The sequence below is a fragment of the Arthrobacter sp. 05L417 genome (assembly GCF_056397865.1).
In genome coordinates this window covers 228,414-248,036 of the sequence record NZ_JBFTOG010000004.1, presented here as the reverse complement: position 1 = coordinate 248,036, position 19,623 = coordinate 228,414, and the positions used below count along the sequence as shown (strand labels likewise).

The window sequence follows — 19,623 nt, the reverse complement described above, 5'->3', positions numbered from 1 at the left end:
TTGTTACCGGTCTCGTTATTTGACGATGTGGCCGTCACGGTCCGTGGCGACGAGCGGGTATGAAAGCGCCCCGCCGGATGGTGACCGGCGGGGCGTTGATCGCCGCGCTGACGCGGCGGTGGTCATTGGTGACGGCGTGTTTTACTCGCTGTTCTCCGTGATCGCAGACTGGGCCGCGGAGAGGTCCACGATGGCCTTGCCCGCCGCGTAGGTCGCGATCAGGGCGGACACGGCGAGGTTGTTCACCGCCCGGGGGTAGCCGCGCGAGCCCTGGTGGATCGCGGCGACCGCGTCATCGGAGAACAGGGTGTCGGATCTGCCCGCGAATTTGAGGTGGTGGCGGATGTAGGCTGCTGTCTCGGTCAGATCCATTCCGGTGATGGCGAACCGGGTGGAAACCCGCTGGTCCAAGGCGGCCAGGACCGCGAGTTTGAGCCGGCGACGCAGTGTGGGCTGGCCGATGAGCAGCAGCGCGAAGTGCGAGCCAGTATCAAGGGCCGAATTCGTAAGCATACGAAGCGATTCCAGGTCCGTGTTCGCCAGCAGGTGGGCCTCGTCGATCACGACCACGGGCAGGCGGGCGCGTTCGTCCAGTTCCCCGGCGAGCAGGGACGCGGTCTGATGCGCCAGCACCCCGGAGTAACGAGCAGGCTGGCCGCCCAAGGCAGTGACGATCTGGGACTGGATGCCGCGCATCCCGACCGTGGGGTCCGCAACGTAGATCACCTGGTGCCGAGAGGCTTCGAGCTGGGCCAGCGCGGCTCTGACGGCGACGGTCTTGCCGGCGCCGACTTCCCCGGTGATCACCCCGGTCTGGCGTTGGTCCACGCACCACTGAATCCTCGCGACCGCTTCGCGGTGCCCGGGGTGCGGGTGCAGGGCCTGGACCGGGATGGAGCGGCCGAAGGGCATGGCCGTGAAACCATAGTGCGTTTGCAGTTTCTCGATCACAGTGTCCCTCCCGCGGTCATGGCCATCGCGCCGGCCGCTTTTTCGAAGCTGATCGGGGCGCCGGTCATCGCGGTTTTGTGCCGTCTTTCGACCAGGCGCAGGTAGTCGATGCCCGAGGCCGCGTTCTTCGCCCCCGCGTCGGCGTCTTTGGCGGCGTTGACGGCTTTGGGGTGGACGTGCCGGCGGATCTCACGCAGGACGGCTTCCCCGGCCGGGACGCCGCCGGCGGCGGTCACGGCGACCGGGGCGGTGAGATCGAACGGGTCATAGATGAGCTCGATGCGGGCCCCGGCCAGGGACGGGTCGACCTCGTAAATGTTGCCCTGCAGGGACACGGTCCCGGTCTTGGTGACCTTCCGGGTCACGGACCAGCGGAACGCTTCGGCGATCACGTCAGGGTCCCGGCGGTCCGGGCGCCGGTTTTGCCAGCCCGCGTCCCAGCGGGCCAGCGGCGTCATCGACGTGGTGGAGTGCACGGTGCGGTGGTAGACCATCTGGACCCAGGAGATGAACAAGGCGTTGAGCTCCTGAAGCGAGGTGACCGCGCTCCCGGCAGGATCCTCCCCGGTGCCCGGAACAACCGTCTGGACCGGGGCATCGAGCACGGTGATCTCGGAGAGGAACTGGGATGTCACGGTGTTGAACAGGCGCTCGATTTTGCCGCGGCCCTGGGGCCTGTAGGGCCGGGAATGGATCAGTTTGATGCCCAGCCTCGCGCAGATCCTGGCCAGTGACGCGTCGACAAAGGCTGAGCCGTTGTCGACATAGACGGCGTCGGGGATTCCGTGGGCCTGCAGCGCCGGGCGCAGCGCGGCCGAGAGCCGGACGGCGTCTTCGGCGAACGCCCAGCGGGCCGCGGTGACCATGCGTGAATGGTCATCCAGGAACGCGAAGAGGTAGGTTTTCCGGCCGCCGATCCGGGGGCCGTGGAGCCCGTCGCCGACCCAGATCTCGTTCGGGCGGCCAGCTTCGAACCGGCCGGTGGCCTGCGCCTGCGTGCCGGTGGGGATGTCGAGGGTGCGGAAGTGGCGCAGCAGTGTCGACTCGGACGGGGCGTCGCCGAGGGTTTCGGCCATGATCCGGCGCACCTGGGCCGCGGTGCGCTGCGGGCGCTCGAGCTTCAGGGTCGCTGCCAGGGACAGTACAGTCTCCGGGGTCACCGGGCCGGCGGCCCTTTCCCGCGGTTTGAGCCCGTCGAACCCCTCACGATGCCAGGCACCGATCCACCGGTCGAGGGTTTCGCGCGAGTAGCGCACGGGCTGCCCGTCCGGGCCGGCGTGCTCGGCGGCGGCAAGGGCCCGGACCATCGGCCCGCGCTGGCGGGAGGTCAGGGTTTTGTCTGCGGCGCCGCGGATCAATTGGTAGCGGAACAGGGCGGTCTTCTCCGCCCGGTCCTTACGGGCCAGGGGCCCGCGGTGCGGTTTGGCGTCTGTCATGGGGACGCTGTCCTTTCAAAAGGCTCAGGATGGGATGGCCCCGGCGGGTTCAGCCGGTGCTTTCTTCACCCTTGCCGCCCCGGGTCTGCGGGGTAAGGGCCAATTCGTGTTGCACCCTCCCATGCCACCGTCCGGTGCTGAAGAAGAACGGACCGGCCGCGGTGAGGCCAGCGCTGTGCCACGGCAGCGCGGCGACGGCGAACCGTTCCGCGAGCACGGACGCGTAGGCGGTGACCGCGGCCAGCGCCCGTCCGGCCGGTGTTTGTGCCGGGGCAGGCCAGAGTCCTGCCGCGTCAGCCCCGTCACGGTGGGCAAGGGCCGTGAACACCTCGGCGATGGGGACGGCGGACGCGGCGAATGCGCGGAGCCAGCCGCGCACCGTGGACGCGGGACGGCCCAGCCAGGCCGCGATCCTCCGGTGCCCGTGGCCCGCGGCGGTTTTGGCTTCAACGGCGGCGGCGATCACCGCAGCCGTATCGGCCCGGCGCGCAGCCAACCCGGCTTCAAGCAGCACATGGGTAGCAGCGCATCCGGCGCATCGTCCGCGGCGCGGACGATGGCGCACCAGGAACCGTCCTGCCCCGGTTCCGTGGCGGATCAGCCGTTCCCGCGCACCTCGAAAACTCACGCCGGGCCGTTCGTTGTATCCGGTCATCGTCAGCCTGACGCCGCCGACGGCACTAAATCAAGACACCCACGGGAAAACCTGCATCGTCACCGGCAAAGACGCCCCCATCGCTAAACAATGCGACGCATAACACCAGTCCGGCACCGGTACGGCCCAGTCCGACGGCAAGAGTGTGCACATTGTGCACACCCCGTTTTTCGCTTAGAGACCGTTGCGACGCTACTCCCCCGCCTTGGGATATTTGGCTTGGCCATAGGTCGATGCAGGTACGGCCTTGGCCGTCACTGGCCAAGCCCTTGCAAGCAGCACTACCTTCAAATGACGTACAAGGATGTCAGGGGCCGCGGTTGACCGTCGGGCGCTCTTTCAGGGTCCGGCCGATCTTCTCGACCGAGGCGAACCACGACAGCATGTCCTGGTCAATCGCGCCGATGACCGTTCGCATGTTGGCGAGCTGGGCTTCGATTCGGCTGTTGATGAGGGGTTCAAGATGCGCGACACGGTTCCGCAGGCGGTACACGCCCTCCACCGCCCGCTCCAAGTCATGGACCGGTCGTTTCAGGTTCGGGAATGCCGAACTCAGCGCCTGATCCCACAGTAGCTGCTTCCCGGCATCCTTACGGCCTGGCAGCATGAACCGCCACGTGCCAAGCGACATGGCCGCAAGAAGATCCTCGTGCAGCGGCTCCCGCTGGTGCTTGGGCCGCAGGCGCGTTGATCTCCCCGCCCGTGATCTGGCATCGGGAATGTCTCTGCCGACGATCCGCTCTATCAATACCGACGGATCCAGAAGCCAGTCCGAGGAGTGGGCCTGTCCGGTTTTCGGGTTGGTCTGGGTGGCGTTCCAAAGACACAGTTTTTCATCGAGGGCATTACGAAGGACGACCTCGAAAATGTGCAGGGCCTCATAAGCAGCGCCGGAGAGCCGGATGTTCCACCGGTACAGGTGAACGGCATCCTGCAGGCTCCCGGCAGCCTCAAGATACGGTGCAAGCCGGGCGTTGCTCAACCGGCGCAGCAGCACCGACTCGATGCTTTTTGGTTCAGACTTAGCCACGGTAGTAAACTGTAGAGGAAGACAGGGGCAGGTTCCCTGTTATGGATTACTGAGGGTCCCGCAGCCAGGAGCTGCGGGGCCCTCAGCCATTTACGACCGGATCCCGAAATGGGCCAGGCAGAAGGACCCTCCCACCAGCCAGCTGGCGGGCGATCCACGAATCCTCCGGCCGCTGCTGGTTTGGTCAGCCTCCGTGTGCGATCACGCCCGGGACTGCTGCGTGCCCTTCCAACGTAGAATCAGGCCATGGTGCGGATCAAGGAACTGACGAACACAGACACCGGAACGTTTGCCTTCCGCACATCGACAGGCTCCCTCTACCGGATCGCCCTCGGCAACTCCCCAAGCCTCACGCGCCTGCCAGCGGACCAAGACCCAGAAGCCGCTTACCGAACGACAGGGTGTCGGTGCTCAGGATGGACACCCAGGAGATTCCCCTGCTGGGCATCGGGAGGCTGAAGGTAGGCGAAAGGGCCGTCCTTTTCCTGGACATTGTCGGTGACGGGCTCACCGTCACAACGCGCGACACCAGTGAAGTCGTCAGCATCCACCTTCTCAAGAACCCCCGGCCACACTAAGCCGCCCAACCAAGCGATCGCTCCGGACGGGCTGCATCCGGTCGCCGAACCGGTGGCGGCGCTGGGGACAACCCGAGGCGTTGTATCCGGGCAGTTTGCTCGCGGCCGGTCGCCCCCGGGCCGATTTCGTCCCGGAAAACTGCTCGAAGTACATGTGCTCTTCCCTCACGCCTGCTTCGCTGAGCGCGTCAGACTGCATCTGGCCGCGCTGATCGGTGGCCACCTACCGGCGCGTATCCCGGAAGCAACCTCATGCCGCACGTGCCAGATCGAGGGTGTGTCATTTTGCCTCGAGGCCTTGTGGTGGGACTCCCCCCGTGAGACAGACTCGGTGAGACACTTCTGGCCGCATAACAGGCGAAAATGCGGTACTTGGCAGTTCCTCATCAAGCTAGAGACACCAACTCGGTTGGTTCTTAGGAACAGGGGTCTGTTGTCGAGGCTGTCCTCGACAGTTTCTACCGATACCGTATCGAACGATCACATTGCTTAGTAAGGTTGTTCTTATGGCCAACGACGTTCCTCGCCAACCCGCCACCTCCCGTGCCACCGGCCGCCTTGGGGACGCTTCTCCCTTCGCCCTGGGACTACTGCTGCGCAGGGCGCACTGGCGCGCGGCCGCCGTGATGGCGGAGGCGCTCGGGCCGCTTGGCATCGAGTTGCGGCATTTCGCCGTGCTGATCGAGCTAGTTAACCGCGGCCCCACCATGCAGCGGGATCTGACGACCGCTACCGGCTCGGACAAGGCGGGAATCATGCGGGTCGTGGACGACCTGGAGCGAAGAGGGCTGGCCGTGCGCAAGACCGTTCCGGGGGACCGGCGGGCGCGGGCGGTGGAGATCACACCTCGGGGACTCGAACTTTTCGACGCAGCCCATGTGGCGGCGGAACCGCTTGCCGAGCGTCTCGTCGCGGAACTGGAGTCCGACGAGCCCGAACGGCTGATGGATCTGCTGGCCCGTGTTGCCTACACGGCTGATAGTGAACCGTAAGCGCGGCGCACCTGCATAGCCACGATGCACCATGAGACGCCCTCGAACGAGGGCGTCTCACGGCGTCCATGGGCCAAGGCTACGCCACGCGCGCCGCGATTTCCTTGGCCTTGGTGGTTGCGTCTTCGAAGGCGCGCTTGCGGGAGGCCTCGTACAGGGGGACTAGTTCTGACATGGCCGGGTTGCGGGTGGCCATGGTGAGTTCCGGGACGATGAAGTCCAGGTCCAGGCCGAGGGTGCCCTTGAGGACGGCTTCCAGGTAGTTCTGCACGAACTCGTAGCCCTCGCGCGGGGTGCCCGGCCCGTAGGAGCCGCCACGGCTGGCGACGACGACCGCGGGGGTGCCCTGGGCGGAACGGGACTCGCCCGCGGTGCGGCCGAGCAGGAGCACGTTATCCAGCCATGCTTTGAGGGTCGAGGGGATCGAGTAGTTGTACATCGGGGCACCGATCAGGACGGCGTCCGCCTGCTCCAGCTCCTCGATGAGCCTCACACGCGCGGCGAACGCCGTGGACTGCCCCGGCGTGCGCCCGGGCGGGGCGGCATAGCCGGCGGACCAGGCGTCGGCAGTGATGTGCGGGACGGGGTCGGACGCGAGGTCGCGGTAGATCACCGTGCCCTCCGGGTGCTGCTCCTCCCAGGTCTTCCGGAAGGCGGCGGTCACCGAACGGGACGAGGACGCCTCGCCGGGGAACACGGACGTGTCGATATGCAGCAGTGTGGTCATGCGCTTTCTCCTAAGGTGATGCCCGCGGCGGGAGCCAATGGCTAAGGGCTCGTGCTCAGCGGTAGTCCAAAGCAAGATAGTATTGAATGATACTATCTTGTATGAAACGATAACACTCGAGCAGATTGGAAAGTGGTTGATCATGGACGTCTATGAAGCGGTTACCAGCCGAAGGGCGGTGCGCGGATTCACCGACCGGCAAGTCCCGGGTGAGGTGCTGGGGCGCGTTCTGTCCGCCGCGGCTTGGGCGCCGTCGGGATCGAACATTCAGCCGTGGCACGCCTACGTGCTGAGCGGCGCGCCGCTGGCTGAGTGCAAGAGACGCGCCACCGAGCGTCTGGCCGCAGGCGACCCGTGGGACGAGCCAGAGTACAAGCAGTACCCGTCCGCGCTGAAGTCCCCGTACCACGAGCGCCGTTCCGCCTTCGGCGAGCAACGCTACGGTGCACTCGGCATCGCGCGCGATGACCTGGAGGCGCGCCAGCGGGCCGCTTCCTCGAACTGGGACTGTTTCGGCGCCCCCGCCGCCCTGTTCTGCTACATCGACCCCGACATGTGCTCGCCCCAATGGGCCGATGTCGGCATGTACCTGCAGACCGTCATGCTGCTGCTCCGCGCCGAAGGGCTGCACAGCTGCCCGCAGATGGCTTGGGCGAAGTTTCACAAGACCGTCGCAGAGGTCCTCTCACCCCCGGACGAACTCATCCTCTTCTGCGGCTTGTCGATCGGGTACGAGGACGACACGATGGACTACGCCCGGACAGGCCGGGCGTCGCTCGAGGAGACGGTCACGTTCGTCGATGGTCTCTAACACACACCCCAACGAAAGGAATGTCATGAAAATCGCAGTCATCGGCGGTACCGGGCTGATCGGGTCGCAGGTCGTCAAGAATCTGAACGCCGCCGGGCACGACGCCGTGGCGCATTCGCAGTCCACGGGAGTCGACGTCATCAGTGGCGTAGGAGTGGACGAGGCCGTGGCCGGCGCCGACGTCGTCGTCAACCTGACGAATTCGCCGACCTTCGACGAAGCCTCGCCGGCCTTCTTCCAGACCTCGATGGACCAGCTATTGGCTTCGGCCAAGAAGGGTGGCGTCGGCCACTTCGTCATTCTCTCGATCGTCGGCGCGGACCGGGTGCCGGAACTGGACTACTACCGTGCCAAGGTGCTCCAAGAGAGGATCCTCGCGGCCGGGCCCATCCCCTACTCAATCGTCCGGGCGACGCAGTTCATGGAATTCATGGACGCGGTCCTGGCCTGGACCGCCGACGGCGACACCGTCCGGTTGCCCGCCACGCCGATCCAGCCGATCGCGTCCAGGGACGTGGCCAAAGCGGTGGCGGAGGTCGCCGCAGGCAACCCGCTGAACGGCATTCGCAACATCGCCGGTCCCGAGGTCTTCTCCCTGGACGAACTGGGCCGAATCACCCTGTCCCGCAAGGGCGACAAACGCGAAGTCGTTACGGACCCGACCGCGGGCATGTTTGCCGTCGTCAAGGGAGACGCCCTTACCGACAAGGACGCCCACCTCGCCCCCACCCGCTACGCCGGCTGGCTTTCCTGACCCGCTCGCTCTCTGCGGCCCGGGCCGGCCCGGCAGGCCTTCCCGATCGGCCTTTCTCGAAATTTCATGCTGCGAAGTGCGAGAGCAACCGGGTCGGGTCGTCCGAGCGGGTATCGACCCTGCCGAATGACCCTGCTCATCCGGCAGGGTTTGAGGCATCTTCACCGGGCAGTTATGCGGCGGGGCACGCGAAAATCCCATGCGCCCGGACCGGGCGTCCTTGGCGATTCCGCTGATTCCATGACGAGGATGGAGCCCGCGGATCCTACTGAGCCGCATCCGGTGAAGATGCGGCGCTCATTCCAGGGTGCCCTTTTCTGATAACAGGTAAAGGTGCCGTGTCGAAGAATCGGTATTCCCCCATGGGGGCGCGGATTGTTCCGGCGGCTTCCGCTTTCTCCCGGATAAAATCATGGTCTCCCCTGGAAAGTACAACCTGTCCATTCGGGTCAAGCTCAATGTCCCCGTGCCGGTCTTTGCAGAATTTCGCCGACATTGCCGGGGGCAGGAGCAGACTTGCCGGATTTTCCAGAAGCCATGTCCGGGTCTCGGAATCGAGCCGGTCCCACTCATCCTTGATGTTCACGCTTGCTGATACCGCCTTCCTGTCCAGTTTGCCGAAACTGAATTCCGTCCGGACTACGCCCGACCCCAAAAAGAATGGTAGGAACTCTTCCATGCCGGGGTAGTGCGCTGAACCCCGGGACAACTCTCGGAGCTGTTAGTGACTGTCAATCAACAAACGGCCTGGCTGCCGTCGTCACGACTGTCGAGAATGGGATTTGGTTGTGCAATCCACAACATGCGCCGTGGCCGCCTGTTCCCGGATGTCCCTGACCGCGGCGGCTGCTGCCGCCATGTCTTCGTACGCCTCCGACTTTGCCAGGGTTTCCCCGGCGGAATTGACGAGGTTTATCCGGACCCCTCGCGGTTCAGCGTCTACAAGTTCGAATTGGCCAGGCATCGGCTTCCCCTTCGCGATTGGTGCGTTGACGTTCGTGCCGGCGAGCGCATCGCCGAAACAACAATTATATGACAACTATGTCAACAATCATGAATTGTTGACAGAAAAGAATGCCTGTTATTCCTGCACGGTCAAGAACGGCAGCCAGCGGCAGGGCGCGGTTCGCTGCCGGTTGCCGAGCCGCCTGTACTCGCGCCGAGGCGGACAATCATGGGGACCACCACGATCAGCCGGGGGAGGGCGAACAGGCCGGTGGTTATGGGCGCCAAGCACCGCCATACCCACATGCAGGCGCTGTTGTGCCGATTCGACACCCAACCGATCCCGTCAAGCCCGGCACTATTGGCCGCGTCCGATATTCGGGTCTGCGAGTAAATTATCCATGCGATGGTCCGGCCGTCCCTTCCTTGTCGGAGGGAGCATGCATGATCAGCCCATGACGTTTCCCCCGCGACATCGAAGCGCGGGTCCTGCTGCTGCCACCCTTCAGACCGAGGACGCCGTCGGTCAGCTCCTCTCCACCGGACGCATCGTCGCCGACCCCGCACGGTCCTGGACCGCCTTCCCGGACGCCTACGCCTGGATGTACCGGCAGATGCAGTCCCGCGTGCCAACCCGGGGGAAAGGTGCCTTGTGGCTCTGGGCGAAAATCGGGCGCCGGGACCTGCTGTCCCATTGCCGCCGGTCCCTCGGGAAGGTGCTGCTGACCTGCCGGATCCAGCGGGGACGCGTGCTCCTGTCCGAGTTCGACGACTGGCGCCGGGTACTCAACGGATCACCCAACATCCTCGCCCACCCGCGTGAAAGCGATGACGCCTACAGCGACCGGCACAACATCGTGCTCGATGACTTCTTTGACCGGGTATCCGCCGCCGGGGTCAACCACGAGCCGGTCTGCACCTGGCCGGGACTATCCAGCGCCGGCTCATCCACTGACATCCGGCACCGGACTGGCATTCAGTTCGCTTGGGGAATCGATCCGGATCAGCGGGAGACCCCCGGGAAGCGCTAGGACACGTAAGACAGGAAACCCAGGTAGATCGGCATGTCGACGCCCGCGTGGAAAAGGGAGGAGGGAATGATGCTGCCCGAGCTGCGCGTGAGATAGCCGCCGATCACGCCGAGTGGGAAGGCGAACAACACGATGAAGACGAGGGCGGAGGCCGTGTAGGTGACGCCGACGTGCCAGGAAGCGAAGATGGCCGCCTGGATGAAGGTCGCCAGGTAGGGCCCGAAAGCGAGGTTGAGCCTGGACATCAGGAGCCCGCGGAACATCAGCTCTTCCAGGAACCCGTTGGCAGCCACCGCAGCCAGCAGCGCGGGCGTCAGGCTGAGGTAGCGGCCGAAATCGAAGGTGCCGTGCACAGGCATGAACCGGGAGTGCGACAGGGCTCCGAAAGTGAGTACATAGAAAGCGACAAACCCGATGATTCCGATCACGTATGCTCGTCCGAATCGCCCTTTGCGGACATAGATCGAGGCTGGCGAACTCCTCGAGATCCAGACCACCACCAGGACGGCGACGACAGTGAGCAGCAGTTCATCGAGTTCGATGATGACCGTGCCCGGAACCGTCGAAGCCAGTGGGTTGCCGGGGACAGGTGGGCTGTGCAGGACCTGGGTGGCAAGGAATCCCGGCACATAGCGGTCAGCAAGGATGAAAAGGGACATCCCGAAGAAAGCCAAGGGTATCTCCCAGTACCCGCGCATGGCGGCGCTGCGTCTCGCCAGCAGCGAGAGGGCAAGGAGAGCGATCGTGACGCCCAGACCGCAGGCGAGCCGGGCGTCATCACCAGGCACGTATCCGGCCGACACCGGCAGGAACCCCGCCACGATACAGGCGACGGCGAAGATCGTCTTCCGGCCGGGAGTCAGCTTCGCGCCCGGAGCGTCAATCGCACGTGGCGCTGATGGCGATGCTCCATGTCCCCTCCCTGGGGGTTGCGTGTTGGGCCCAGCCGGGCGCGCCCTTGAGTTCATCGCCTACGCTCCTGACCGGACCGGTGGACCACGGTGTCGTCGACGTGGAGCCTTTTTGCCCGGGCCCAGATCACGGCGTTCTGCGCGGCGAACGTTACTGCCAGGGCCAGGAGCAGCTCCCCTATCACGAAGCCCTGAGGATGGTTTGCAGCCTGACCAAGGAACGCGAATGGCAACCGGATCACGATGAGTACCGCCCAGGTCACCAGCGTCATCGCTGTGCCCTTGACCATCACGTGGCCAGCATCGGGCCAGACCCGGAACGTTGTCCCCCTCCAGAGACCGGCGGCCAATCCGATGACGAGACCGACAACAAGGAGAGCTACACCGCCCACATCCATACCCAGAGGCTCGCGGGCCAGCTGTTGGACCCCGAAGAGGCCAAGGGCCGCCGGTAGCAGCATGAGTCTGCCAGCCCTGAGCGGTCGCGCGCTCATCTGCCGATAGAGGACAAATGCGATGAGTGCGAGGTAGATCGCGATATTGACCATCAGGCCGACAGTCTGGTCCGGGGGCATCCGCTCTCACCTCCAGGAGCGTACTACTTACCGTAAGTAGTACGCTACATCCATGCAGGACCCTGTCAAGACCCCGCGAAAACGGCGACCGCGCGGCTCACTGACCCGGGAGCAAGTGGTCGACGCCGCGCTGGCATTGGCCGACAGCGAGGGCCTCGACGCCCTCACGATGCCGATGCTGGCACGCCGCCTCAAATGCGGGGTGATGACCCTCTACGGCTATGTGAACAGCAAGGAAGACCTGCTCGATGCCATCGCCCAACGCGGCCTGCGCGACCTCCAGCTCCCCCGCCCACTCCCCGCCGACGCGATGGCGATCCTGCTTGCCTGGGGACGGGCCCTTCGGCTGAACCTGATCGAGCACCCGAGCCTGCCGATGATCTTCCTCTCCCGGGCGGTGATCGGGTCCGGCATCCTGCGCGGCCTCGAGGCTCTCCTCGGACCCTTGGCGAGGGCCGGGATGCCGCCGGCGCAAGGCGTCCACGCGGTCTACGCCGTCCTCACCTATGCCACAGGCTTCGTGGCCTGGGAGATACCGCGCACACGCCGCCAGCCACAAGCGACGTACGCGGCGAGTTGGCGGCGAGAAGCTGCCAACCTGCCTCCAGCCGAGGTTCCGTTTGTCGCCGGCGTCCTCGACGAGCTGCCAGAGGTCGCCGGTGAGGAGCAGTTCGAGCTCGGACTGGCCGCCCTGACCGCCGGCCTGGCAATCACCCCCAGCAAGTGACCCCGGCCGCGCCACCCGCGCTCTTTGCCTCGGGCCGGTCACGGCGGCGCAAGCGCCTCCGGTTTGGGAGCAACCGGTGGCACGGAAACGCGCCAATACCCGGTGTCGACCCGTACCGGACACGGGCGCAGCCATCGCCGAGAGCAACTTCCAGGGAAGGCCCTCGTGCCGATACTCGGCCGCGGAACCAGCCCGGCGCCTGAGTACCGGCTTCCTGTTCTAGTTGCACGTGCAACAGTGACGTGCCCGAATTGGTTTGGGGTGTTCGCAGGAGCCCAGGCGGTGGTGTCCGCGGGCCGTGGGCTGTCATGGGGAAGTCCGGGATATCACGCCATGCACTGCTAAACGTGGCGGTTCGTTTGGAGGCCCCAAGCTGACCCGGTCTGGGCTGCAGTTGGCGAGGAAGGCCTGCGGCCGTACGGCGGACGGTGCCGGCCATTCCAGCGCGGTGGTGTGCAGTGAGCTCGTAGAGCCAGCACGTGCGTTGAAGGTATGCACGTCGAAAACTCAGGGGCGGACCGCCATAGGCACTTCCATAAAGCAGACGTAAGTGTGGACTGTGCACACCGCCTCCCCCTGCCCCTGGCACACTCCTTCGACATTGACTTTCGCCCTCGCCGCAAAGTCCTATGAGGTGGACTTGAGCAACGCCAGCCAACGAACTCCGCAAAATCCTTGGCCACTTCACAGACAAAGGCCGCGGCACCGGCGGCCGCAAGCAGATCACCGAGGTCCGCGCGGCGGAACCGACCACGATGGACAGCAGCGCTTGGGCCGTGGCGCAGGGCTTGGAGATCAATCCCCGCGGCCCCGAGTCCATCGTTCAGCTGGACCTGGTTGCCAACTAGTGCAGCCCGCCGGCGCCGCCCGGCATGCCGGCCTTGATCAGGTCCATGACGGACGAGTCTGCCAGGGTGGTGACATCCCCGATCGGCCGGTCCTGTGCGACGTCTTTGAGCAGCCGCCGCATGATTTTGCCGGACCGTGTCTTGGGCAGTTCCGCGACCACCATGATCTGCCGGGGCCGGGCGATTTTGCCGATTTCCTTGGCCACATGTTCACGAAGCTCCTGCACGACTTCCGGTCCGCCGTCGCCCGCCTCGCTGCGCAGGATGACGAAGGCAACGATGCCTTGCCCGGTGGTTTCGTCGGCGGCGCCGACGACGGCGGCTTCGGCGACTTTCGCATGGGAGACGAGGGCCGATTCGATTTCCGTGGTCGAAAGCCGGTGCCCTGCCACGTTCATCACATCGTCCACCCGGCCCATGAGCCAAATATCCCCATCCTCGTCCTTTTTCGAGCCGTCCCCCGTGAAGTAGAGCCCCGGGAACCGTGACCAGTACGTCTCCACGTAACGCTCGTCGTCGCCCCAAATGGTGCGCAGCATGGATGGCCAGGGTTCCCTCAGGACCAGGTATCCGCCGGAACCGTCGGCAACCGGCGCGCCTGTGTCATCTACGACGTCGGCCACGACTCCGGGGAGTGCCTTCATGGCGGCACCCGGTTTGCCTGCTGTAACTCCCGGGAGTGGACTGATCATGATGGATCCGGTCTCGGTCTGCCACCAGGTGTCCACCACCGGGGTTCGGTTGTGCCCGATGTTCTCCCGGTACCAGATGTAAGCTGCGGGGTTGATCGGCTCGCCCACCGTGCCGATCACACGCAGGCTCTCGAGGTTGTATTTCGCCGGTATCTGGGCGCCCCACTTCATGAACGTCCGGATCGCGGTCGGGGCGCAGTAGAGAATCGACACTTTGTACTTGCCGATGATTTCCCACCAGCGGCCTTGATGCGGGGTATCCGGTGTGCCTTCGTACAGCACGGACGTGGCGCCGTTGGCCAAGGGACCATAGACGATGTAGCTGTGTCCGGTAACCCAGCCGATGTCCGCGGCTGTCCAGAAGATATCGGACTCAGCCTTCAGGTCGAACACTGCCCAGTGGGTGTAGGCGCATGCGGTCAGGTAGCCGCCGGTGGTGTGCAGGATGCCCTTGGGCTTGCCCGTGGTTCCCGAGGTGTACATCACGTAGAGCGGATGTTCGGCGTCGAAGGCCTTGGCGTCGTGCTCGGCGGAAGCCAGTTCAACCGACTCGTGCCACCAAATATCGCGGCCCGGTGTCCAGTCGACTTCCTGGCCTGTGCGGCGGACCACCAGGACATTGCGGACGTCCGGGCAGTCCAGCAGTGCCTCGTCGACGGCGGACTTCAACCCGCTGGCCTTGCCGCGGCGGTAGGCGCCGTCGGAGGTTATGACGATCCGCGCATCGCAGTCGTGGATCCGTGTCCGGAGGGCGTCCGCAGAGAACCCGCCGAATACGACTGTGTGCGGTGCTCCAATTCGCGCACAGGCCAGCATTGACACCACGGTTTCCGGAATCATGGGCATGTAGATGGCCACCCGGTCTCCGGCAGTGACGCCCAAATCGGTCAGCGTGTTCGCTGCCTGGCAGACCATGTGCGTGAGCTGGGCATAGGTGATGGTGCGGGTGTCCCCGGCTTCGCCTTCAAAGTAGTAGGCGACCTTGTCTCCGTGGCCGGCAGCTACATGCCGGTCCAGGCAGTTGTAGGCGGCATTGAGCTTGCCCCCGACGAACCATTTGGCGAATGGCGGGTTGGACCAGTCCAGGACCTCAGTCCATTTTTGCGACCAGTCCAGCCGCTGCGCCTGCTGTGCCCAAAACGCCAGCCTGTCGCCGTCGGCTTCGTTATAGTCCGACGCCGTGGCGTTGGCCTGGGCGGAAAAGCCGGCGTCCGGGGGGAATCGCCGTTGTTCGTGCAGCAGGTTTGCGAGGGTTTCATCCGATTCAGTTGGGTACTCGGCCATCTCTGGTCACCGTCGTCCTACCGGGAGCACGGTCCGCTTGTAGGTGGCGTTCGCGACCACTGCGAGGGAACAGTACCAGGCGATAAGGGCCGTCACGAGGCCCAGCCAGCCGCCCAGCACCGTCATGCCGCTTGCTCCCGCGAAGGCGCCGATAAACAACGCGATGAAGGTGAGGGTCAAGAAGACAAAGACAGCAAAGACGCCCAGGCTGACGCGCCAGGAGGCAATGGTCATATAGGCGGTAAAGATTGCCCAGGCCAGCAGGTAGAGGCCGACCGCTTTGCCGGCGTCCGCTGCCGGAAGGCTGCCCGCGCTGAACTGGCTCAAGAACCAGAACGAGAGCCAAAACGCTCCGTATGAGCAGAAAGCCGTCGCGCCGAAGACGTTGCGGTTGGCAAACTCCCAGATCCCTGCGGCGAACTGCGCTATGCCGCCGTAGAACAATGCAAGTCCCAGGACGACGGGTTCGTCCGCTTTGGCGATCAGGCCAGCATTGATGACACTGAGAACAAATGTGGTCATGGCGAAAGCGCCCAGACCTAAAGCTGCCGGATCGGCAAAGGCTGGGCTGATGCTCGCCTGAGGAGATACAACAGCGCCTTGGGCTGGTACGGGATTTTCAGCCCTGCGACCACTTCCCGCCGGGAAGGTCCCTGCCGCGGAGCTTGATTCGACACTCATGGTACGACTCCTTGGTCAGCACCAGCACCATTGCTGGTGACTAATTTCAGGCTATACCTGAGGGTGCAAGGTTAATATCGGAATCGGTTGTGATTCAGGTCGCAACACATTGTGGTGCAGATCACATTCGTTGTCCCGGGTGGCGAGGTCCGACCGATCTGCCCGCAGGAATGCCCGCGTCGCACAGTGCGTCGATTTGTCGGTCGAAGTCCTGGTGGTCGACACCCGGCCGACGCAGAAGCCCCCCGAAAACCAACAGCATTGGCCTTGCCCCCACAGCAGAGCGACCCGTTGCTGCCGGGCCGGCGGCGTTGCCACCCGGCAGCGCGCGGCGACTGTCCTATTTCTGGGCGTTCGTCCCTGTATCGCTATGGGGTTTGCGCACGGGATCCACACTGCCGTCCGCTCCGTAGTCACCTTCTGAATAGCGCCCGATTTCAGATTCGGCGGTGCGGCCCGGTGTCGATCCGGCTTCGCCGTAGTCGGCCTTGACGTAGCGTCCCGATTCCCTGGCCTTGTCGCCCAGGGGTTCGGGCAGTCCGCCTTCGCTGCCTGCCGCACCGTAGTCCCCTTCGATGTATTGGCCTTCCTCGTCGTCCGCATTGCGGCCGGGCTGTGCACCGGCTTTACCAAAGTTACCTTCGATGTACCGGCCCCGCAGGTCTGGTTCTTCTGGCTTCTTTGCCGTGACCGTCTCATCGACAGCGTCTTCGAAGCTGCTGTTGTCGGTCATGTTGGTGCCTTTCTCGAAACGTACTCCGCGTCTTTCTACTGCACGCTTTAAGTCTAGCGAGGGCGGTTGTTCCGCAACAGAACGGTGGGCCGGCACGGGTAGGCCTTGGCTCATGGATGCCAGAGGCAACCGTTGGTTACCCAAGGCAATCGACTAGTGACGCGGCGACGATCGAACTACCATGAAGGTGCTGGGGTTGTCAATTTTCTATGGTGAATCAGATGACTCAAGGAGGCACTCGGAATGAGTGATGTCAGTCCACTAAGGAATGCGGTCCGCAAGGGAAGCGGCCTCAAGCAACTGGGTGGTACATGGGGTGAGCTCCTCGCCGAGTTCCTCGGCACGTTCGTGCTGATTGCCTTCGGCGACGGGGTCGTGGCCATGGCAGTTGCCGCGTTGCCCGGCTCGGGACGGGCCGCGACCTCGACCACGATCTTCATGGCCGCGGGCGACTGGCTGTTGATCACGTGGGGATGGGCGCTGGCTGTGACGCTGGCAATCTACGTCGCCGGTGGCGTCAGCGGGGCGCATATCAATCCAGCCGTAACAGTGGCGTTCGCGGTCCGGCGGAAGTTTCCCTGGAAGAAGGTCGGCCCGTACATCCTTGCCCAGATTATTGGCGCCTTCGCCGGTGCAGCGCTGGTGTACCTGCTCTATCACGATGCCATCGACGCCTATAACAAGGCTGTCGGCACCGGGCGCGCGGATCCGAAGGGGCTGGCGACCTACTCCATCTTCGCCACGTTCCCGGCACCCTACTTCAACGGAAATCCCGGGGGCCCGCTAGTCGACCAGATTGTCGGCACCGCTTTCCTCGTTTTGTTCGTCGTGGCCATCATCGACATGCGCAACACCGCTGTACAGGCAAATCTGGGGCCGTTCATGATCGGGCTGGCCGTGGCGGCGATCGGCATGTCCGTGGGCGCGAACGCCGGATACGCCATCAACCCTGCCCGTGACTTCGGGCCAAGGCTGTTTGCATGGCTCGCCGGATGGGGGCAGACGGCGCTGCCGGGCACTGTTGACGGGTCGTTCAGCTGGTATTTCTGGATCCCGATCGTCGGCCCCCTCGTGGGCGGAGTGATCGGCGTGCTGATCTACGACTGGTTCATCGGTGACGTGCTCCATGCGCGCACCCTGTTGGCGGAACCCACGCTTCCGGGACGGACCGGCGCAGAGAGCGCTCCGGCGTCCGAACCGAAGCGCACGGCAGGACAGTAAGGCATCCAGGATCTGATCGGAAGCCACCGGAGAGACCGTCATCTGCGCCGGTAGACCGCTGCACGAACGGCCAATCTGCGAGATTATGATCGGCCGACGACCTGCCCTCCGGAGTTCTCCCTTGAAGGGCGGCGAGAGTACAGGTTGCGGGTCAGTCCGCGCTTCACCTCAGGCCTGGCCCCAGGGTTGCCCGTTGGCGGCTTTCCCGAGGATCGAGACGGCATAAGTGAACTGAACCACAGGCGCCGAGGATCCGGTAGAACCTGCCCTGTCGGGACCTGAGCGCGCGGCATGGAGAGGCGCCGTCCGTCAATCCGCGATTGCTTGCACCCCCACGGACGTCGGCGTGTAGATGGTGCCGTCGCGGAGTATGGACAAGAGGACATAGAGCCAGCGCCGTGAAAGAGACAGCATGGCCTCGAGCAGTGCCGCAGCCATCATGGCCTGCCAGGAATAGGCTTCCGCACTCATGACCGTCGTACGGAGACCTGACCGCTCACATCGCTGGGACCAGGCAGCACCGGCTCGTGCTGCCCCCCTCCATGTCCGGATCCCGAACTCCTAAGCCTACATACCATTGCGCAAGCGCAAGCATCTCGGCTAGATTGATGGCTTAGCGGGGACCCGTGTCAGCGCCCCGCCGACGGCCGGGGTGTTTGACCCAGTTTCTGACACGCTAAGGAGCCACCTTCATGGACAAGACCGGACGCATAGTTGTCATCACGGGATCCAGCGGCGGAATCGGGCGCGCGTCTGCGGTTGCCTTTGCCCGCCAAGGGGCTATCGTCGCCTTGCTCGCCCGCGGCGAAGCGGGGCTGGCCGGAGCCGCACGGGAGGTGGAAGCGGCCGGCGGGCGTGCATGGATTTTGAGTGTTGATGTCGCCGATGCCGAGGCGCTCGACGCGGCCGCCGGGCAGATCGAGCGCGAGCTGGGGCCGATCGATGTTTGGGTAAACGTTGCCTTCACCTCTGTTTTCTCCCCGTTTTCCGAAATTACGGCGCCCGAGTTCAAGCGCGTCACCGAGGTCAGCTACCTCGGTTACGTCTACGGAACCATGTCGGCTTTGAAGCGCATGCGGACACGGAACCGTGGAGTCATTGTGCAGGTAGGCTCAGCCCTCGCTTACCGGGGTATCCCGCTGCAGACCGCCTATTGCGGCGCCAAGCACGCCATTCAAGGATTCAACGAGTCCCTGCGGTGCGAACTGCTACATGAATCGAGCGGGATCCACACCACCATGGTGCAGATGCCCGCCGTCAATACACCCCAATTTTCCTGGGTGCTCTCCCGTCTTCCGCATCAGGCGCAGCCCGTGCCGCCGATTTACCAGCCAAAGGTGGCCGCACGGGCGGTCGTGTACGCCGCCGACCATCCGAAACGGCGAGAATACTGGGTGGGCGGCAGCACCGCCGGAACCCTCATCGTGAACGCTTTCGCCCCCGCACTGCTCGACCGCTACCTCGCCAAGACAGGCTTCAAAGCCCAGCAGACCTCGGAGCCCCGAAGTCCGGAGCAGCCGGCTAACCTCTGGGAGCCTGCGGACACGGCCAAGGATTTCGGGACGCATGGCATTTTTGATCGCAGGTCCTCCCGGCGTAGTGCCCAGCTGTGGGCCTCCCAGCGCCATGCAACGGTGGGTGCTGCCGCCGTCGGGCTCCTCACGGCCGCGGCAATTGCGCGCGGCGCGTTCTTGCGGAGGGCAGAGCAATGAAGCCCTTGGAAGTCGTCCGAGGGGTCTACGGCATGTGCGAGCTTCTGGCCCCGGATTTCCTGACCGGCCGGCTGTTGGGCAACCCACCTGACCGCAAGGCCCGGACCGTCATCCGAATCCTCGGCGCACGGCACCTGATTCAGGCGGTGCTGACAGCCCGGGCCGGGCATACCGCCCACCGCATCGGAGGCAGCGTGGACGCGGTCCACGCAGCGAGTATGGTCCTACTCGCTGCACTGGACCTCAGGTACCGGACGCCCGCGACCGCCAACGCCGTCCTTGCACTTGTCTTTGCAGCGGGAGAGTTCGAATGACAAGCACCATCGGCG

The 19,623-nt window shown here is 64.6% G+C and carries 22 protein-coding genes; 9 read left to right on the top strand and 13 right to left on the bottom strand.

Going from position 1 to position 19,623, the window contains the following annotated elements; translation table 11 throughout:
• Positions 1–141: 141 nt before the first annotated feature.
• The 4 genes from AC1DJW_RS06250 to AC1DJW_RS06235 form a co-directional block, all read right to left on the bottom strand.
• On the bottom strand, positions 142–951 hold the full coding sequence (locus AC1DJW_RS06250; protein WP_476900977.1) for an ExeA family protein: 810 nt from the start codon (positions 949–951) through the stop codon (positions 142–144).
• Complete coding sequence (locus AC1DJW_RS06245) at positions 948–2,387, bottom strand: DDE-type integrase/transposase/recombinase (protein WP_476900976.1); 1,440 nt, start codon at positions 2,385–2,387, stop codon at positions 948–950. The genes AC1DJW_RS06250 and AC1DJW_RS06245 overlap by 4 nt, the downstream gene beginning before the upstream one ends.
• A 49-nt stretch (positions 2,388–2,436) precedes the next feature.
• Positions 2,437–3,042: a hypothetical protein gene (locus AC1DJW_RS06240; RefSeq protein ID WP_476900975.1), complete on the bottom strand. Its 606-nt coding sequence runs from the start codon at positions 3,040–3,042 to the stop codon at positions 2,437–2,439.
• A gap of 307 nt (positions 3,043–3,349) precedes the next feature.
• Positions 3,350–4,072 carry a hypothetical protein gene (locus tag AC1DJW_RS06235; RefSeq protein WP_476900974.1) on the bottom strand — a complete coding sequence of 241 codons (723 nt, stop codon included), beginning with the start codon at positions 4,070–4,072 and terminating at the stop codon, positions 3,350–3,352.
• 416 nt (positions 4,073–4,488) lie between these two features.
• Between AC1DJW_RS06235 and AC1DJW_RS06230 the strand changes: the two genes are divergently transcribed.
• Together AC1DJW_RS06230 and AC1DJW_RS06225 are read left to right on the top strand one after the other, a co-directional pair.
• Entirely contained in the window at positions 4,489–4,650 is a 162-nt protein-coding gene (locus AC1DJW_RS06230; RefSeq protein WP_476900973.1) for a hypothetical protein, read from the top strand.
• A 506-nt stretch (positions 4,651–5,156) separates the two neighbouring features.
• On the top strand, positions 5,157–5,642 hold the full coding sequence (locus AC1DJW_RS06225; RefSeq protein ID WP_476900972.1) for a MarR family winged helix-turn-helix transcriptional regulator: 486 nt from the start codon (positions 5,157–5,159) through the stop codon (positions 5,640–5,642).
• Positions 5,643–5,721: 79 nt separating this feature from the next.
• On the opposite strand, the gene AC1DJW_RS06220 is transcribed toward AC1DJW_RS06225, so the two are convergent.
• Positions 5,722–6,369: an FMN-dependent NADH-azoreductase gene (locus AC1DJW_RS06220; RefSeq protein ID WP_476900971.1), complete on the bottom strand. Its 648-nt coding sequence runs from the start codon at positions 6,367–6,369 to the stop codon at positions 5,722–5,724.
• Positions 6,370–6,466: 97 nt separating this feature from the next.
• Here AC1DJW_RS06220 and AC1DJW_RS06215 point away from each other — a divergent pair, with 97 nt between their 5' ends.
• Together AC1DJW_RS06215 and AC1DJW_RS06210 are read left to right on the top strand one after the other, a co-directional pair.
• On the top strand, positions 6,467–7,180 hold the full coding sequence (locus AC1DJW_RS06215; RefSeq protein WP_476900970.1) for a nitroreductase: 714 nt from the start codon (positions 6,467–6,469) through the stop codon (positions 7,178–7,180).
• A 25-nt stretch (positions 7,181–7,205) separates the two neighbouring features.
• A complete protein-coding gene (locus AC1DJW_RS06210) occupies positions 7,206–7,934 on the top strand; it encodes an SDR family oxidoreductase (protein ID WP_476900969.1) in 729 nt (242 codons plus the stop codon).
• A 265-nt stretch (positions 7,935–8,199) separates the two neighbouring features.
• Here AC1DJW_RS06210 and AC1DJW_RS06205 read toward each other — a convergent pair whose 3' ends face one another.
• Both AC1DJW_RS06205 and AC1DJW_RS06200 read right to left on the bottom strand, forming a co-directional pair.
• A complete protein-coding gene (locus tag AC1DJW_RS06205) occupies positions 8,200–8,613 on the bottom strand; it encodes a hypothetical protein (protein WP_476900968.1) in 414 nt (137 codons plus the stop codon).
• 81 nt (positions 8,614–8,694) lie between these two features.
• Entirely contained in the window at positions 8,695–8,898 is a 204-nt protein-coding gene (locus tag AC1DJW_RS06200) for a DUF1508 domain-containing protein (RefSeq protein ID WP_442865273.1), read from the bottom strand.
• 436 nt (positions 8,899–9,334) lie between these two features.
• Between AC1DJW_RS06200 and AC1DJW_RS06195 the strand changes: the two genes are divergently transcribed.
• The gene (locus AC1DJW_RS06195; protein WP_476900967.1) at positions 9,335–9,910 is read left to right on the top strand and encodes a DUF3841 domain-containing protein; all 576 of its coding nucleotides are present in this window, start codon (positions 9,335–9,337) and stop codon (positions 9,908–9,910) included.
• Here AC1DJW_RS06195 and AC1DJW_RS06190 read toward each other — a convergent pair.
• On the bottom strand, positions 9,907–10,878 hold the full coding sequence (locus AC1DJW_RS06190; RefSeq protein ID WP_476900966.1) for a CPBP family intramembrane glutamic endopeptidase: 972 nt from the start codon (positions 10,876–10,878) through the stop codon (positions 9,907–9,909). The two genes, AC1DJW_RS06195 and AC1DJW_RS06190, sit on opposite strands and share 4 nt — an antisense overlap.
• Positions 10,875–11,396 (bottom strand): CcdC protein domain-containing protein, encoded by a 522-nt coding sequence (locus AC1DJW_RS06185; protein ID WP_476900965.1) that lies wholly within the window; start codon positions 11,394–11,396, stop codon positions 10,875–10,877. Before AC1DJW_RS06185 ends, AC1DJW_RS06190 begins: the two co-directional genes overlap by 4 nt.
• A 52-nt stretch (positions 11,397–11,448) precedes the next feature.
• Between AC1DJW_RS06185 and AC1DJW_RS06180 the strand changes: the two genes are divergently transcribed.
• Positions 11,449–12,123, top strand: a complete 675-nt coding sequence (locus tag AC1DJW_RS06180; protein ID WP_476900964.1) for a TetR/AcrR family transcriptional regulator — start codon at positions 11,449–11,451, stop codon at positions 12,121–12,123.
• Between the two features lie 844 nt (positions 12,124–12,967).
• Here AC1DJW_RS06180 and acs read toward each other — a convergent pair.
• The 3 genes from acs to AC1DJW_RS06165 form a co-directional block, all read right to left on the bottom strand.
• Positions 12,968–14,947, bottom strand: coding sequence for an acetate--CoA ligase (gene acs / locus AC1DJW_RS06175; RefSeq protein ID WP_476900963.1), 1,980 nt, complete (start codon positions 14,945–14,947; stop codon positions 12,968–12,970).
• 6 nt (positions 14,948–14,953) lie between these two features.
• Positions 14,954–15,628, bottom strand: a complete 675-nt coding sequence (locus AC1DJW_RS06170) for an acetate uptake transporter (RefSeq protein ID WP_476900962.1) — start codon at positions 15,626–15,628, stop codon at positions 14,954–14,956.
• 340 nt (positions 15,629–15,968) lie between these two features.
• Positions 15,969–16,361: a hypothetical protein gene (locus AC1DJW_RS06165; protein WP_476900961.1), complete on the bottom strand. Its 393-nt coding sequence runs from the start codon at positions 16,359–16,361 to the stop codon at positions 15,969–15,971.
• Between the two features lie 243 nt (positions 16,362–16,604).
• On the opposite strand from AC1DJW_RS06165, the gene AC1DJW_RS06160 reads away from it, so the two are divergent.
• Positions 16,605–17,582, top strand: a complete 978-nt coding sequence (locus tag AC1DJW_RS06160; protein WP_476900960.1) for an MIP/aquaporin family protein — start codon at positions 16,605–16,607, stop codon at positions 17,580–17,582.
• A gap of 309 nt (positions 17,583–17,891) precedes the next feature.
• On the opposite strand, the gene AC1DJW_RS06155 is transcribed toward AC1DJW_RS06160, so the two are convergent.
• The gene (locus tag AC1DJW_RS06155) at positions 17,892–18,053 is read right to left on the bottom strand and encodes a hypothetical protein (RefSeq protein ID WP_476900959.1); all 162 of its coding nucleotides are present in this window, start codon (positions 18,051–18,053) and stop codon (positions 17,892–17,894) included.
• Between the two features lie 221 nt (positions 18,054–18,274).
• On the opposite strand from AC1DJW_RS06155, the gene AC1DJW_RS06150 reads away from it, so the two are divergent.
• Positions 18,275–19,294, top strand: coding sequence for an SDR family oxidoreductase (locus tag AC1DJW_RS06150; RefSeq protein WP_476900958.1), 1,020 nt, complete (start codon positions 18,275–18,277; stop codon positions 19,292–19,294).
• Complete coding sequence (locus AC1DJW_RS06145; RefSeq protein ID WP_476900957.1) at positions 19,291–19,608, top strand: hypothetical protein; 318 nt, start codon at positions 19,291–19,293, stop codon at positions 19,606–19,608. Before AC1DJW_RS06150 ends, AC1DJW_RS06145 begins: the two co-directional genes overlap by 4 nt.
• Positions 19,609–19,623: the final 15 nt, after the last annotated feature.